Raw genomic sequence first — 15,059 nt, forward strand, 5'->3', positions numbered from 1 at the left:
TTTGACTACTCCTATTATTGTCCTTTAATCCTTCGCCAGCTAAAATCGCCTCGCTCTAATCCGTGAATTAATATTTCTGCAGTTCCCATATTAGATGCTAACGGAATATTATACACATCACAAAGCCTTAAAAGTGCCGATACATCAGGTTCATGTGGTTGTGCTGTTAACGGATCACGGAAAAAGATAACCATGTCGATTTCATTGTTTGCAATCATAGCACCAATCTGTTGGTCTCCACCTAAAGGACCTGATTGATATCGCTGAACAACAAGGCCTGTATTCTCAATTATCCGTTTCCCTGTTGTACCTGTTGCAAATAAATTGTGGTTTTCAAATAATAACTTGTAGGCTGTGACAAATTGGATCATAGCTTCTTTCTTATTGTCATGTGCTATTAAAGCAATATTCATCGTCCAACCCCTATTCTATAATGTTCTCTAAACCATATACTAAAATGTCAATCTTCATGATAGCTTCGACAGCAAGCTTTACGCCAGACATAAATGATGAGCGGTGAAGTGAATCATGGCGAATCGTTAATAGCTGCCCATTCCCTCCAAAAAGGACCTCTTGATGAGCCACTAGCCCTGGTAAACGAACACTATGTATATGCATACCATTAATTTTGCTACCTCTTGCACCTGTTATTGTTTCTTTTTCATTCGGATGTCCTTGATCTTTCTGCTGGCGAACCTTTGATATTAATTCAGCTGTTTTAATGGCTGTTCCAGATGGTGCATCAAGCTTTTGGTCATGATGCTGTTCAATAATTTCAATATCAGGAAAATACTTTGATGCCATTTGTGCAAATTTCATCATTAACACGGCTCCTATTGCAAAGTTAGGAGCAATAATTACACCGATGCCTTTTTGTTCTGCAGTCTTTGCTAATTCCAACAGCTCTACTTCATTGAAACCAGTTGTCCCCACTACAGGACGAATTCCATATTTAATTGCAGCCTCTGTATGCTTCCGACCAATTTCAGGTGTTGTAAGATCCACAAGCACGTCTGCCTGAATTTCTTGAAAGCAAAGGTCCACATCCTCATATATCGGTGCATCATACGCGGGTAGTCCATCAATTTCTGAGATCATCTTTCCACCATTTTTTCGGTCTATTGCTGCAACAAGTTCAAAATGTTCTGTTTCCTTAATTAGCTTTAAAGCTTCCATCCCCATTTTCCCGCGTGGTCCTGCTAAAATAATTTTAATTTTCTCCATTATTCACACTCTTTTCTCGTCCAACGCTCTTTATCTCGAGTTTTAAATTTATCCATCACTAAATCAAAAGATTCATCTAAGCTTATATTTAAAGAATTAGCAAAACAAATTAATACAAACAAAAGATCACCTAACTCTTGTTCAATAGTTTTTTCTTCTTCATCATGTTTTTTTGGCTTTTCACCATAATAATGATTGATTTCGCGAGATAGCTCCCCTAATTCTTCTGTCATTCTTGCAAGCATTGCCAGAGGACTAAAATATCCTTCCTTAAATTGGCTAATATATAGGTCTACCTCATGTTGCATTTCTTTCATTGTTTTGTCATTCAAGCAATTCACCTCATTTAGCTTGTCAAACTACTACTATCTCATGTTAGCTAAATTTATGAACTTTTACAAACAATTGGTACAATTATTTTTATTAATTAAGATACAGATGTGATTGAAATGACTATTTCTTCACATTTTTTCCAAACTAAACTATAATGAAAATGCTTTTTGTATGTACTTTTCAAGGAGGCATCATAATGAAACTAACAATTAAACCGTTGAATATTATTTTTATTTTATTTGGTTCAGCAATTTTTTCATTTGGAATTGTTCATTTTAATATGGAAAATAATTTAGCAGAGGGCGGATTTACGGGAATTACGTTACTTTTATATTTTTTATTTCATTTTGATCCCTCCGTAACAAACTTAATTCTAAATATTCCTCTATTCTTTATTGGCTGGAAGCTCCTTGGCAAAAATACATTTTTATATACGATAATAGGAACTGTCAGTGTGTCCGTATTTTTATGGATTTTTCAGCGATATCGCCCGTTTTCAATCCCTCTTCATGACGATATGACCCTTGCTGCATTGTTTGCTGGGGTATTTATAGGAATTGGACTTGGAATTATTTTTCGATTTGGTGGTACGACTGGCGGTGTCGATATTATAGCACGTCTTGTAAATAAATATAGCGGCTGGAGTATGGGGAAAACAATGTTCCTTTTTGATGCATGTGTGATTCTTCTATCGCTTATAACCTATTTAGACTATCGAGAAGCGATGTACACTCTTGTTGCCGTATTTGTAGGTGCAAAGGTTATTGATTTTATGCAAGAGGGTGCTTATTCTGCTCGTGGTGCAACTATCATATCTGAAAAAAATGACCAAATTGCACAATTAATTATGAATAATATGGAGCGCGGTGTCACAGTTCTAAAAGGAATTGGTCGATTTACTGGTAAAGAACGTAATATCCTTTATTGTGTTGTTGGTCGAAATGAGATCGTAAAACTAAAAAGCCTAATTATCTCTATTGATCCACATGCTTTCGTTGCTGTTAGTGAGGTACATGACGTTTTAGGAGAAGGATTTACACTTGACGAAAATAAAGAACCCTTGGAAAAATAAAGAGGCTGGAACCCCAGCCTTTACTATTTATTCTTCGTTTGTCATACCTGTATAAATCAAGATTAATCGAACTAACTCAAGAACTGCAACTAATGCCGCGGCAACATATGTTAATGCTGCTGCACTTAATACTTTTCTAGTTTCTCGTTCCTCATCATTTCGAATAATGCCTAAACCAACAATTTCATCCATTGCTCTGCTTGAGGCATTAAATTCAACTGGTAATGTCACGATTTGGAACAATACGGCTGCAGCCATTAAAATAATTCCTAACAATACAAAGCCAGTTGCTCCAGCTAAAAAGCCGATCAAAATTAAAATCCATGAAATATTAGAACCGAAATTCGCAACAGGTACTAAAGCATGTCTAAAGCGTAAAAATGCATAGTCTTGTGAATCTTGAAGCGCATGTCCAACCTCATGGGCAGCTACTGCGGCTCCAGCAACTGACGTTCCGTAATAATTATTTGTTGACAATCGAACTGTTTTATCACGTGGATCATAATGATCAGATAATACGCCATGTGTTTCCTCTACTCGAACATGGTATAAACCATTATCGTCAAGAATTTTTCTTGCCACCTGTGCACCCGTCATTCCTGAAGATGCTTGTATTTGTGAATATTTACGATATGCACTTTTCACCTTCATTTGTGCCCATAAAGGGATCAAAATGATAATGGCAAAGTATACTATAAAGCCCATCCTGCACATTCCTCCATTAATATATTTCTACCTATATTTTATTGAAAGAAATTTTTTTCGTCAATTAATAACTACGGACGGCCTTGATCCTTCATTTTAGAAATTCTTTCTCCTTTATATTTTCTCCAGGCTACATAAACTAATGTAACCAAAATTACACTACCTGTTGTCACCATCACCCAAACAAGAGAAGGGTCAGCCTGGTCGCCTCTTGTTTTTCCGAATAGATTATACATGTCCTCTTCCATCAATGTCATGTGTTCTTTCTTATTCTGTTCAGTTATTCGATCGTAAGTTTCAAGAAAACGAAGATGAGAATCTAGTCGTGAGATTACTTCAGGATCTAAGTCTAGTACTAAGCTTGGATAAATGGTATCAATAGCCACAGAAAATTGATTATATTGAAGTTTAAACTTTTCTGTGTCTCCACTTAATGCAAACTCTTTTAGATTGGCAAAACTTTGTAATACGGTCTCTTCCATTGCTCTCCACATTGGTTGATGTTCACTGTGTAGAGCGTCAAGGGCTAACCGAAGTTGAGTTACCTTCCTTATTCGTTCAGAATCACTTAGAGACACGGCGGTAACCGCTCTAATTGCCTCATCAGCACTAATCGTAATTACTCTTAAATCGTTCATTGAAATATTATCATCTTTAGGAAAATGTTTAACAAATTGCTCTGAAAAATTAGTTAACGTTTGCTTTGCCTCCGCATATTTCCCTTGCTTCGTCAGCAAGAGGGCTTTGTCTGTCATGCTATCAAAATCCGACCATGTTAACTCATTATTCGCAAATGCTATTTGCGATAAATATAATATTAGTACAAACATTACGGATATTATTTTCTTATTCATACTTGTCCCCCCTATATCTTTCTAAGATTTTATGTAGGAGAGGACAAGAGTAGAACATTAAATAAAGTTGGTTTTATAGCTATTCTTTCGAATGCAAAACCAGTAAGTAATGAAAAGAGAGATAATACTTAACCAAAATGTAAAGTACCCAATTTGTGAGGTATAATCACTTAGCATTTCGTATCTTGGCATCATACCAAACACATAATCAATGACATCATTATGTAATGTCCAAATACCAGCAATAATCAGATGCCACCACTGCAAGCGATAATAAGGCGCGTACAATACACCTTGAACAGCCATAGCAAAATGTGAAGCAATTAGCATATAACCTGTCCAGTGCAGTTCACCCGAAACCTGTAGAACTAGAACATTCATGACTACTGCCCATATACCATATTTAAATAACGTAACGATTGCCAACGCTTCTATTAGCGGCCAATTAGTGCCTAAAAGAAAAGCAATTATAACAAAAACAAAAAACAAGCTTGCTGTCGGGCTATCTGGGACAAAGATCAAAAAGTGTGACGGAGTTTCCGCTAGCTGTCCTTTATACCACCAATAGCCGTAAATGGTCCCAATTAAATTAATAAAGAGTAAGCACGATAACACCCATCTTTGCCCCAAAAGTTGAATCATTAATTTCATTTACTCATCTCCGAAAATTTATAAAATAGTTTATCTCATTGTACCAAACTTTTATAAACAAGAAAAAGCTGACTTTCGTTTGAAAGTCAGCTTTAATTGCTTCAATTCGCAAATATTACTCTGCACCAAGCTTGGAAATAAATTCTGCTACAGCTTGAAGTTCTTCGTCTGTGCCTTTCCATTGTCCCGGTGGCATAGTATTTTGTCCATTGACAGCGATATTAGAAATTTCTTCCGGTGTTAAACCAGTACCAACTAATGTAACACCTGCAGCTGTACCAGTTAAGTCAGCACCATGACACATTAAACAGCCACTTGCTTCTAATGCTTTATAGCCTGGATCTTCTGCGTCAAACTCAGCCGCTTCTTTAATTTGACCTTGTTGCGCAGCTGCTTCCCAGTCGTGAGTAGCAACTGATTGCCAAGTTAAGAAAATTGTCGCCGTAACAGCTAATAGCATTAAGCCAACTGCTACTGGACGTTTAGATGGGCGACGCTCCGGACCACGATCTAGGAATGGTGCTAATAACAATGCTCCAAACGCTAACCCTGGCATTACTAGAGCACCAATAACTGTGTAAGGACCTGATGCAAACTCATATTTTAATAGCTGATATAAGAACAAGAAATACCAGTCTGGTAACGGAATATAACTTGTATCTGTAGGATCAGCAATACGTTCAAGTGGTGATGGATGAGCGATCGTTAAACATAAATAACCGATTAAGAATACAGCTCCAACCATCCATTCTTTTAAAAGGAAATTCGGCCAAAACGCTTCCGTTTTCCCTGGATATTCGGAATAATCTTTAGGAATGTTAGGCTTTTTCTCAGCAGAAACGCGAGAATCCCCAACAAATTTCATACCTTTTCCGCGATGCATCGTCTTCCCTCCCTTTTATATAAATTGTATCTTACAACGGTCCTGAAATACCTTGCTTGCGAATCATCATAAAGTGGAATGCCATTAATCCAAATAATGCCGCAGGTAAGAAGAATACATGGATCGCAAAGAAACGAGTTAATGTTTGTGCACCAACGATTTCCGGACTTCCTGCAAGTAACGTTTTAACTGCAGTACCGATCACAGGTGTAGCTTCTGCAATTTGTAAACCAACCTTTGTTGCAAATAAAGCTTTCATATCCCATGGTAATAAGTATCCTGTGAATCCAAGGCCTAACATAACGAAGAAAATTAAAACCCCAACAATCCAGTTTAATTCTCTTGGCTTTTTATAAGCTCCTTGGAAAAACACACGTAATGTATGTAAGAACATCATTACAATAACTAAACTTGCTCCCCAGTGATGCATTCCACGTACAATTACGCCAAATGCCACTTCGTTTTGCAAGTAATAAACTGATTCCCAAGCATTTTTAATATCTGGTACGTAATACATTGTTAAGAACATACCTGATAATACTTGAATGACAGTTATGAAAAATGTAAGTCCGCCAAAACAGTATACAAATGCTGAAAAGTGATGAGCTGGGTTCACATGCTCTGGCACTTCATGGTCCGCAATATCACGCCATAGCGGCGTAATATCTAAACGCTCATCTACCCAATCATATATTTTATTAAGCATTTATTACGCCCCTCCTATGCTCGTGGTCTAGCTTTCCCTAAATATAATGTTCCACCTTCAACCTTTTGATCATAAAGGTCTAAAGGTGCAATTGGTGGTGTACCTGGTACGTTTGTACCGTCTTTTTCGTACAAGCCATCATGACATGGACAGAAAAACATATTCGCATGTTTTGGATCATTCCATGTTACTGTACAGCCAAGATGTTTACAAATCGGTGACATCGCAACAATCTCACCAGCATCGTTCTTATAGACCCATGCTGACATTGTAACATCTGACTCATACCATGCATCGACCTGATGAACTGTAAAGTCAAAACGTTGCGGCTCAGTAGTAAGTTTACTTTCCTCAACTACAGCAACGAATTCGCCTTCAGAGGCTGGCTTTAATACAGGGTCAATTGCAAAACGAACCATTGGAGAAAGCATTCCCGCAGCCATAAATCCTCCTACACCTGTTAATGTGTAGTTAAGAAATTGACGTCTAGACACTCGATTATCCTTACTCATCATTTTCCCCCCTCTATTTAAGGATAGTCCAACCGGACAAATTTAATATAAACACACATATTACTAGGACATACTCATGATAGCGTAAACTTGTCTTTTGGTCAATAAAATCCTGTCGAATTTCGTTATACATCATAGCATTATTTCTCTTTTTGCCACAGACTCATTACGATTGTTTGGATTTGCTTCATTTGTGATTTTACCAATTGTTCCAACGACTTTTTGTCGATCTCATAAATCGAAATAGATGGAATCCATAGCAGTGTTGCTTCTAAGTCTTTTTCATTGAGCTTCCAATCTGGATCAGCTGTTAACAACACAACATGCTTCACTTCCTCAGCAGTTAAATGTTTGTACCAAACGTTTAACCGTTCACATAAGCTTGCGTATTCTTCGTTTTTTAGATAAGTAAATGCAGATAATACAAGCAATCTGCCCTTATATTCCCTTTCAAGCTCCGTTGCAATTAGTGAAATAAACTCTCCCATTTCTACAATAGGCTTCACATCACCGCTTAATGTAATCGGAACTAAAGGGACAATAACGGTATCAACATATTCCTTCGCCTTTAAAAACATTTCAATATCTTTAGTAATCCACCTCATATGTAACTCTCCTTCACAATAAAACTACACCATACGACCTTATTAAACCATGTTTTAACGTAGTTTACCATTTCAGCAAATAAAAAACCTTCCTCACTTTAATCCGAGGAAGGTTTTCTCCGACCTAATAATTGATTTAACTGTTCAGAAAGTCTCATAAATTCTTCAATATCTTGCATATCTATTGCCTTATCAATTTCAGTTTGCAGCTTTTCTTTTTGAAATGAGATAATTGTTTCTTCAAGGAACCTTTGAGCTAATTGCTGATCTTGTTCATTAAATTGAAGATGCTTTGGAATGAAATGATTTTCCTCTAAAACAGCAACATATTGTGCGCAGGAGAAGGCTGACCTGAAATTTAGTTGAATATAAATGTCTTGATCGCGATTGAGACGAATGTCATGAAACGATTTTTCTGCATCTGTTGTCATAACATTTTCCTTGTAAAAGCGAAATGGAACATCGTCTACACAATGAGTAGACATAATGATCCCTCTCGGACAATATTCAGCTTGTTCAACAAAATGAACATTTTCTAACAATTGGTCATGACTCATCAAATAATTTAATATCCAAACGCATTCTCGTCTCTTCAATTGATAATGATTTAAAAACCAGCGAACAAACTCCTTCTTTTCATTGACAGAAACAGGGGTAGCCAAAAATATCCCTCCTCTGTGTTCTCTTCTCACCTGTTAATTTCTTTTTAATTCCAATAACTCCTTTAAAAACAATTAGACAATTTCATACAAAATCTTTACAATTCCTCCAACCGATAAAGCTCCTGTTCAATTTCTACATTTGCTGGATCAAGTACAAGAACTATTTTGAATATCTCCTTCGCTCTGTCTCGGTTTCCTTCTTCAAGTAGGAAATACCCGAAATCCTCTAAAAACTGAATATTCTCTTTAAAAGAAGTATATGCATTTTCGTAGTGAATTAATGCATGATTATAGTCATCTATGTGTTTTTTTGCTGTAGCTAAATCCCACTCAAATTGAGGATCAAATTCCCCTGTATCGATTGCACGCTCGATATTTTCAATTACTTTATCGTATTGGTAGCTATTTAAATAGTAGCTTGATAATAGATTAATTGCTTCGATATAGCCATTATCAACATTCGTCGCGTTCAGTAAGTATCCCTCTACTTCTTCATGTTTTTGTAATTTCATCGCCATTTTACCTGCATAAACAAGAAGCTCTTTATTATTAGGATCTAGTTCAAGTCCCTGTTGAATCGTCTTATAGCTTTCATTAAGTGCACCAATATGTTCATAGGCTTTTGCTAAATAAAGATAGAGCGCCACATATTCCTCATCTAGATCCTTAAGTTCATTCCACTTCGCGATCGCCAATTCATATCTTTCAAGCTGAAATGCTGTAAAAGCATAATGAAACAGGGCGTTTATTTCAATTCGTTGTTGTAGGCCTTTCTCATAATTTTCAAGTGCTTCTTCAAATTTACCAATGTGAACAAATGCATCTGCTAGGAGAATATAAATATTAATTTGCTCCACTTCACTACCATCAGCTAAAACCTTCTCATAATAAGGAATTGCTTTTTGATACTCACCTATGTCAGCATAAAATTGTCCTAGACCGAGATCAATTAACGATTCATTAGGTGCGAGCTTTTTGGCCATTAAAAGCTTCTGTTCAGCAGCTTCATCAAGACCTTGCATCTGTAGCAAATCAGCCATTATTACTAATGCTTGCAGGTATGCTGGATCACCTTCTTTAATCTCCTCTAAATATTCCAATGCATCTTCTTCATTATCCTGCTCAATTAAAATTTCCGCAGCATCAATGTACAGCTGTCCCTCGTCTGGATATAATTCTAGCAATTCGAAAATAATTTCTTTTGCTTCATCTAAAAATCCCCATTTCAAAAACAAGTCAGCAATTAACAGCTTATCATCGTGGTTTTTTACGCTTTCCTTTAATTTATACAAATGGTTTAACCCTTCATCTACTTGCCCGTTTTCTACTAAATTAATAGCTTCTTCAATCGCTTCATTCATTTGTTCAAATCTCCTCTTAACATTAAGCATTTACTTTCTTTGTGTAATGTATTTATTATCACTTTTATCTTTATTGTTATTATTATTGTTATGAAATGATCTCAATCGTTCCAAAAAGTCCTGGAATGTCAATTATTAATTCTACCCCAAAACCGGGGAAATAATTCATTTCGTCTTGAACTCTAAGTAATCTCCCTTTGTGAACGGTAATGATCGGATTACTTTTATCATAATCAAGTTTATTACAATCTTCAACTTTCTCGTGTTCTTCACCGTATATAAATAAATTGTAGTCAAGGTCATTACCAATTAACAGTTCCCCTTTTCTTGGATAAAGACCTATTTGTTTTAAAATAACCTTCGATAAGGGTGTTTCGCTTTTTGGAAAATGAATATAGGTTGGGATTCGATTTAGAGATGCAGACTTTTCCCAAAGATCCCTCTGCTCCTTAACGATTTTGTCATCAGTTCCAACCCAAAGCGGATAAATGGGAATTTGGTATTGATATTGCGCTTCCCTTAACCAACCCCATGGAATTGAATATATATTGGCCGATTGAGGAATATCTACGACAATAAAAGGAACTTTATTGCGTTTACATAATCGAACGATTGTAGGTGTTAATTTTTCAACGGATAAATGTACTCCAATTACATAATCTAGCGTACTATTTATCATTGCATGTCTCGCTTGTTTAATTTTTTTCTGAAACTCGCTTTCATAATGGATTCTCCAAGGAATTATTATAGTTGTGCACCCTTTTTTTATTAAATGTTTGAGCCGGTCTTTAAATTGTTGCAAGCTACTAATTGATGATAATTGAAAGTCGCAAAAGACATAGCCTGGAGTCATAAAATATGACGAAACATTCATCTGCAATGCTTTATACTTCTCCAACGACCTTCCATAATAAACAATTTTATTATTATCGATAAAAAACGAACGAATAGTTATGCCGTTGTCTGAAACGAAGTTTGCATGGTCAATAATATAATTCAAAGAAAAACGCCCCCCCTATCAAAGCTTGTACAAACATCCCTATAACAAGCTATGATAAGAAAAGGCGCTCTAGAACTCATATATTATTGTGTTGAATAAGTTGATCAAGATGTTGGAAGAAATTTGGATAGGAAACTGCGATTGCCTCTGGATTATGAAGAACAGCTTCAGATTTAGCGATAAGTGCAGCAATAGCAAGCATCATGCCAATACGATGGTCCCCATAGCTTTCGACAGCAGCTCCACAAAGAGCTTCCTTGCCATAAACAACCATGCCATCGTCAGTTGCTTCAATGTTGGCGCCCATTTTTTTAAGCTCCGAAACAACCGTATCTATCCGGTTTGTTTCCTTAACCTTTAATTCTTCAGCATCGCGAATCGTAGTCTTCCCTTCGGCTTGGGTTGCCAAAAGTGCTATTATAGGAATTTCATCAATTAATGTAGGAATTATATCCCCACCAATATCAATACCCTTAAGTTCTGATGTCACAATTGTTAAATCAGCTATTGGTTCACCATTTGCTGTGCGTTCATTAAATACGACTAAGTCCGCACCCATTCTTTTTAAAACCTCAATAATACCTGTACGAGTTGGATTCATACCAACATTTTTTAACGTAATCTTACTATTAGGTACGATTGCTCCCGCAACTAGTAAAAATGCTGCTGAGGAAATATCCCCGGGAACTTCGATGGTAGTACCTTTCAACTCTTGACCACCTTCGATAGAAACAGATAATCCTTCTCGAGTTATGTTCGCTCCAAATGCTGCAAGCATTCGTTCGGTATGATCTCTTGAAAGTGCAGGTTCAGTAACAGTTGTTGTTCCCTTAGACCCTAGTCCTGCTAACAAAATAGCGGATTTCACTTGAGCGCTTGCAACAGGTGATTCATAACGAATTCCTGTTGTATTCCCACCTCTAATTGATAACGGAGTATATTTTCCATTGTTACGACCATCAATACTGGCTCCCATTTGCCGGAGAGGGACGGTTACTCTTCCCATTGGCCTTTTCGCAATTGATTCATCACCAATGATGACCGAATGAAACGGCCTAGTTGCTAAAATCCCAAGCATTAATCTTGTCGTTGTACCTGAATTACCAACATCTAATATTTCAAACGGTTCTTTTAAACCATTAATACCATCAGATTGTATTTCAACATAGTCTCCCTCTTGATTTATGGTGACACCCATTTTTTTAAAGCAACTAATGGTACTTAAGCAATCCTCTCCCGGTAAAAATCCAGTAATTGTTGTTTTCCCTTTCGCAATAGAACCAAACATGACGGCACGATGGGAAATAGATTTATCACCTGGAACTTGAATGGTTCCATTTAAACTAGTTATATTGGTTACTAATGGTTGTGTAGTCAAGGTGGCACCCCCCTTTCCGTTGAACAAAAAATTGTTTAATATAGAGGCAACTTTATTCTATAAATGATTCAAATTGATGGCACTTGAGGCATTCCTGTGCCCGCTTACGATCATCCTCATTGCGGAAACTAAGTCGTAATACCCCCATGATGCCTTCTCTAGCTTCAATAATTCTTATATTTGTTATACTTATTTCTTCTTTTGCAAGAATTCCAGTAACAACGGAAATAATACCTGGAGTATCAGGAACATCAACATATAGATCATAAAACGATGGGATTGCACCTTTTTGTCTTATCGGCAGCCCATCGCGGAATTGCTTTGCTTCCTCAAAATACATATAAATTGCATTGCTATCTTTGGCTTCAATCATTTCTTTAACACGATCCATCTCATGCTGCCATTTACCTAACAGCTCAATAAGGGTTTCTTTATTATGCAAAAGAATATCACGCCACATGACAGGGCTGCTTGAGGCTATTCTTGTAATGTCCCTAAAACCACCCGCTGCTAAATTAGACACAGCCGAATTTTCTTCTTCTAGGATCGCAACCTGGTGAACTAAGCTGGCTGCAATAATATGAGGAAAATGGCTGATAGCTCCTGCAATTTGATCGTGCTCCTTTGCAGTTAAAATCAAAAAGTTTGCTTTTGTTCCTGCTAACCAATTTTTTAATTCAACAATCTTATCATCACGAACATCGTCGGTAGGTGTTAATACGTAAAATGCATTCTCAAATAAATGTGGACGTGCTGCGCTTACACCACTTTTATGTGAGCCAGCCATTGGATGACCACCGATAAAAGTAATCCCTTTCTCAAGAAGAAGGCTCGCTTTTTCAACAATCTGTTGTTTCGTACTACCAACATCAGTAATAATAACAGATCGTTTTAATTCAGTCCTAGAAAGCATCTCAATGATGTCTTCTGTTTGTTGTACAGGGGCAGAGATTACGATGAGATCCGCCTCTTTTGCTCCATCACAAATAGATGTAGAAATTTTATCAATTACTTGTAATGTTTTTGCCAAATTTAACCGTTCCTCATTTACATCATATCCTACAATCTCGACATGATCGTTTATCCGTTTTATTGCTAATGCAATAGAACCCCCGATTAAGCCGAGTCCAATTACAAAAACGCTTTTTTTCAATGAATAGACCTCCTACTTGGACTCAGCAAGCATTGCTTTTAATACATCAATAATTTCTTCGTTTTGCTGTTTACTACCAACTGTAATTCTGACACATGTAGGATAGCCTAAAGCTGTCCCTGAACGAACTATAAAGCCCTTTTTCAATAAGTATTCAAAGACCTCTTGACCAGATCGTTTGAAGTCTATCAATATAAAATTCCCTTGTGACGGAAAATATGACAGTCCCATTTCCTTACAAAATTCGTAATATTGCTCAAGTCCTTCTCTATTTGCTTTTGTACAGGCTAGGATAAATTGTTGATCATCAATCGCTGCTGAAACTGCTGCTTGGGCAAGTCGTGACGTATTGAATGGCCCGCGTGCAGGCTCAATCGCCTTAATTAAATCTGGATTTGCAACTCCATATCCTACTCGTAAAGAGGCAAGTCCATATGCTTTCGAAAAAGTACGAAGAACAATCACATTAGGATACTCATTTAAAAATGACAACGTATTAGGATAATCATCTGCAACGACATATTCCTTATAAGCCTCATCAACAACAATCAAGACATCATCCGGCACATTTTTAATAAAACGTAACAGTTTTTCTTCGCCTATATAAGTGCCTGTTGGATTATTAGGTGAGCAAACCCAAACAATTGCAGTATTTTCATCGATTGCAGTTAACATTCCATCTAAATCATGTTCACCATTTATATTTTCAATCTCACGTATTTCAGCACCTTCAATTACAGCGTTATGGCTGTATTGTGAGAATGTTGGCTTAGCCATTACTGTATTCGTACTCGGTGATAGGAGAGCGCGGCAAAGGATTGCTATAAGCTCATCTGAACCATTTCCAAAAATAATCTGGTCTTCACGGACGCCGGTTAAACCTGCAACCTTTTCGCGTAACGTTTTTGAATATCCATCAGGATACAAAGCCATTTCATCCACGCTTTTTATAATTGCTTCTTTCGCTTTTTCGGAACAACCAAACGGATTTTCATTTGAAGCTAGCTTGATTATTTTTTCAAGACCAAGCTCCCTTTTTACATCCTCTATTGGCTTCCCAGGCTGATAAGGTGTCAATCCAAATAATTGTTCCTTCACCTTTAATTTCATTGTTACCCCACCATTTCCACTAGTCTATTCTAGCTTTAAGCTTTTGGAATTTGAAAAATAGACTGGACTGTATCCTTTAAATCGTTGAGTGCTTTAGATCGTACTGGATCAATTTCACTTAGCAGTTGATCCCGAAGCTGTTCAATTTTATTCACAATTGCACTTCCAACAATTACACCGTCACAATGATCTTTTAATGCTTGAACCTGCTCGGACGAAGAAATTCCAAAGCCCACTGCAACTGGAATAGCACTCACTTCCTTTACCTTTTTCAAAAACGGTACGATATTGTTATTTAAATTACTTCTCATACCAGTAACGCCTAATGTCGAGACGCAATATAAAAAACCACTGGCATGCTTGGCAATTTTCTCAATTCGCTCGTTTGATGTAGGTGCAACTAAGGAAATGAATTCAATTCCTTCCTCAACGCTTCGTTTCCGAATATACTCACTTTCCTCAAACGGTATATCCGGTATTAACAATCCATCTATATCATTTTCCTTCGCTAAAGCAAAAAAGGATTCTATTCCTAATTGTAACACAGGATTATAATAGGTAAAGACTACAACAGGAATTTTCAATCCTTTTGCGCGCATCTTTGGGACAAGTGCCATCGCTTTTTTAAGCGTCATTTTTTCCTTTAAAGCACGAAGAGCAGCTCGTTGGATAACAGGCCCATCCGCTAATGGATCTGAATATGGAATACCTAATTCCAACACATGGGCTCCTGCCTCTTGTAAGGCAAGGGCAATTTCAATTGTCATCTCTTCATTAGGATCACCAGCCATGATAAAGGGAATAAATAATACATCTGTTTTTGGTAGTCTTTCTGTAAATGTAGTCATTC

General features: G+C 36.9%; 18 protein-coding genes. 1 reads left to right on the forward strand and 17 read right to left on the reverse strand.

Annotated elements, in window-relative coordinates:
* Positions 1–14: 14 nt before the first annotated feature.
* From mgsA to D612_RS0111165, 3 genes are read right to left on the reverse strand one after another with little or no spacing between them, the layout of a single operon-like run.
* A complete protein-coding gene (gene mgsA, locus D612_RS0111155; RefSeq protein WP_017755557.1) occupies positions 15–413 on the reverse strand; it encodes a methylglyoxal synthase in 399 nt (132 codons plus the stop codon).
* Positions 414–423: 10 nt separating this feature from the next.
* The gene (gene dapB / locus D612_RS0111160) at positions 424–1,224 is read right to left on the reverse strand and encodes a 4-hydroxy-tetrahydrodipicolinate reductase (protein ID WP_017755558.1); all 801 of its coding nucleotides are present in this window, start codon (positions 1,222–1,224) and stop codon (positions 424–426) included.
* The gene (locus tag D612_RS0111165; RefSeq protein WP_017755559.1) at positions 1,224–1,556 is read right to left on the reverse strand and encodes a nucleotide pyrophosphohydrolase; all 333 of its coding nucleotides are present in this window, start codon (positions 1,554–1,556) and stop codon (positions 1,224–1,226) included. The genes dapB and D612_RS0111165 overlap by 1 nt, the downstream gene beginning before the upstream one ends.
* A gap of 197 nt (positions 1,557–1,753) precedes the next feature.
* On the opposite strand from D612_RS0111165, the gene D612_RS0111170 reads away from it, so the two are divergent.
* Positions 1,754–2,629, forward strand: coding sequence for a YitT family protein (locus D612_RS0111170; RefSeq protein WP_017755560.1), 876 nt, complete (start codon positions 1,754–1,756; stop codon positions 2,627–2,629).
* Between the two features lie 27 nt (positions 2,630–2,656).
* Here the strand turns inward: D612_RS0111170 and D612_RS0111175 are convergent, their stop codons facing one another.
* The 14 genes from D612_RS0111175 to trpA form a co-directional block, all read right to left on the reverse strand.
* Positions 2,657–3,334: a zinc metallopeptidase gene (locus D612_RS0111175; protein ID WP_017755561.1), complete on the reverse strand. Its 678-nt coding sequence runs from the start codon at positions 3,332–3,334 to the stop codon at positions 2,657–2,659.
* Between the two features lie 71 nt (positions 3,335–3,405).
* Positions 3,406–4,188, reverse strand: a complete 783-nt coding sequence (gene ypjB / locus D612_RS0111180; RefSeq protein ID WP_017755562.1) for a sporulation protein YpjB — start codon at positions 4,186–4,188, stop codon at positions 3,406–3,408.
* Between the two features lie 57 nt (positions 4,189–4,245).
* Positions 4,246–4,839 carry a lipoprotein heptaprenylglyceryl N-acetyltransferase LhaT gene (lhaT, locus tag D612_RS0111185; RefSeq protein ID WP_017755563.1) on the reverse strand — a complete coding sequence of 198 codons (594 nt, stop codon included), beginning with the start codon at positions 4,837–4,839 and terminating at the stop codon, positions 4,246–4,248.
* Between the two features lie 115 nt (positions 4,840–4,954).
* Positions 4,955–5,722 carry a menaquinol-cytochrome c reductase cytochrome b/c subunit gene (locus D612_RS0111190; RefSeq protein WP_017755564.1) on the reverse strand — a complete coding sequence of 256 codons (768 nt, stop codon included), beginning with the start codon at positions 5,720–5,722 and terminating at the stop codon, positions 4,955–4,957.
* A gap of 31 nt (positions 5,723–5,753) precedes the next feature.
* Complete coding sequence (gene qcrB / locus D612_RS0111195) at positions 5,754–6,428, reverse strand: menaquinol-cytochrome c reductase cytochrome b subunit (protein ID WP_017755565.1); 675 nt, start codon at positions 6,426–6,428, stop codon at positions 5,754–5,756.
* A gap of 14 nt (positions 6,429–6,442) precedes the next feature.
* The gene (locus D612_RS0111200) at positions 6,443–6,943 is read right to left on the reverse strand and encodes a ubiquinol-cytochrome c reductase iron-sulfur subunit (RefSeq protein ID WP_205619892.1); all 501 of its coding nucleotides are present in this window, start codon (positions 6,941–6,943) and stop codon (positions 6,443–6,445) included.
* A 137-nt stretch (positions 6,944–7,080) separates the two neighbouring features.
* Complete coding sequence (locus D612_RS0111205; protein WP_017755567.1) at positions 7,081–7,545, reverse strand: DUF2487 family protein; 465 nt, start codon at positions 7,543–7,545, stop codon at positions 7,081–7,083.
* 98 nt (positions 7,546–7,643) lie between these two features.
* Positions 7,644–8,207, reverse strand: a complete 564-nt coding sequence (locus tag D612_RS0111210) for a ReoY family proteolytic degradation factor (protein WP_017755568.1) — start codon at positions 8,205–8,207, stop codon at positions 7,644–7,646.
* A gap of 95 nt (positions 8,208–8,302) precedes the next feature.
* The gene (locus D612_RS0111215; protein ID WP_017755569.1) at positions 8,303–9,568 is read right to left on the reverse strand and encodes a tetratricopeptide repeat protein; all 1,266 of its coding nucleotides are present in this window, start codon (positions 9,566–9,568) and stop codon (positions 8,303–8,305) included.
* Between the two features lie 88 nt (positions 9,569–9,656).
* Entirely contained in the window at positions 9,657–10,568 is a 912-nt protein-coding gene (locus tag D612_RS0111220) for a hypothetical protein (protein WP_017755570.1), read from the reverse strand.
* Positions 10,569–10,644: 76 nt separating this feature from the next.
* A complete protein-coding gene (aroA, locus tag D612_RS0111225; protein ID WP_017755571.1) occupies positions 10,645–11,946 on the reverse strand; it encodes a 3-phosphoshikimate 1-carboxyvinyltransferase in 1,302 nt (433 codons plus the stop codon).
* Positions 11,947–11,998: 52 nt separating this feature from the next.
* Complete coding sequence (locus tag D612_RS0111230) at positions 11,999–13,099, reverse strand: prephenate dehydrogenase (RefSeq protein WP_017755572.1); 1,101 nt, start codon at positions 13,097–13,099, stop codon at positions 11,999–12,001.
* Between the two features lie 12 nt (positions 13,100–13,111).
* Positions 13,112–14,209 (reverse strand): histidinol-phosphate transaminase, encoded by a 1,098-nt coding sequence (gene hisC / locus D612_RS0111235; RefSeq protein WP_017755573.1) that lies wholly within the window; start codon positions 14,207–14,209, stop codon positions 13,112–13,114.
* Positions 14,210–14,244: 35 nt separating this feature from the next.
* Positions 14,245–15,057 (reverse strand): tryptophan synthase subunit alpha, encoded by an 813-nt coding sequence (gene trpA / locus D612_RS0111240; RefSeq protein ID WP_017755574.1) that lies wholly within the window; start codon positions 15,055–15,057, stop codon positions 14,245–14,247.
* Between the last annotated feature and the right edge of the window lie 2 nt (positions 15,058–15,059).

The sequence above is a fragment of the Calidifontibacillus oryziterrae genome (assembly GCF_000331575.1).
Taxonomy (GTDB): domain Bacteria; phylum Bacillota; class Bacilli; order Bacillales; family Bacillaceae_J; genus Calidifontibacillus_A; species Calidifontibacillus_A oryziterrae.

Bases quoted from the DNA above. Each gene is read 5' to 3' on its own strand.
- mgsA (WP_017755557.1), bottom strand. From the start codon at position 413: ATGAATATTGCTTTAATAGCACATGACAATAAGAAAGAAGCTATGATC.
- dapB (WP_017755558.1), bottom strand. From the start codon at position 1,224: ATGGAGAAAATTAAAATTATTTTAGCAGGACCACGCGGGAAAATGGGG.
- D612_RS0111170 (WP_017755560.1), top strand. From the start codon at position 1,754: ATGAAACTAACAATTAAACCGTTGAATATTATTTTTATTTTATTTGGT.
- D612_RS0111175 (WP_017755561.1), bottom strand. From the start codon at position 3,334: ATGGGCTTTATAGTATACTTTGCCATTATCATTTTGATCCCTTTATGG.
- ypjB (WP_017755562.1), bottom strand. From the start codon at position 4,188: ATGAATAAGAAAATAATATCCGTAATGTTTGTACTAATATTATATTTA.
- lhaT (WP_017755563.1), bottom strand. From the start codon at position 4,839: ATGAAATTAATGATTCAACTTTTGGGGCAAAGATGGGTGTTATCGTGC.
- D612_RS0111190 (WP_017755564.1), bottom strand. From the start codon at position 5,722: ATGCATCGCGGAAAAGGTATGAAATTTGTTGGGGATTCTCGCGTTTCT.
- qcrB (WP_017755565.1), bottom strand. From the start codon at position 6,428: ATGCTTAATAAAATATATGATTGGGTAGATGAGCGTTTAGATATTACG.
- D612_RS0111200 (WP_205619892.1), bottom strand. From the start codon at position 6,943: ATGATGAGTAAGGATAATCGAGTGTCTAGACGTCAATTTCTTAACTAC.
- D612_RS0111205 (WP_017755567.1), bottom strand. From the start codon at position 7,545: ATGAGGTGGATTACTAAAGATATTGAAATGTTTTTAAAGGCGAAGGAA.
- D612_RS0111215 (WP_017755569.1), bottom strand. From the start codon at position 9,568: ATGAATGAAGCGATTGAAGAAGCTATTAATTTAGTAGAAAACGGGCAA.
- hisC (WP_017755573.1), bottom strand. From the start codon at position 14,209: ATGAAATTAAAGGTGAAGGAACAATTATTTGGATTGACACCTTATCAG.
- trpA (WP_017755574.1), bottom strand. From the start codon at position 15,057: ATGACTACATTTACAGAAAGACTACCAAAAACAGATGTATTATTTATT.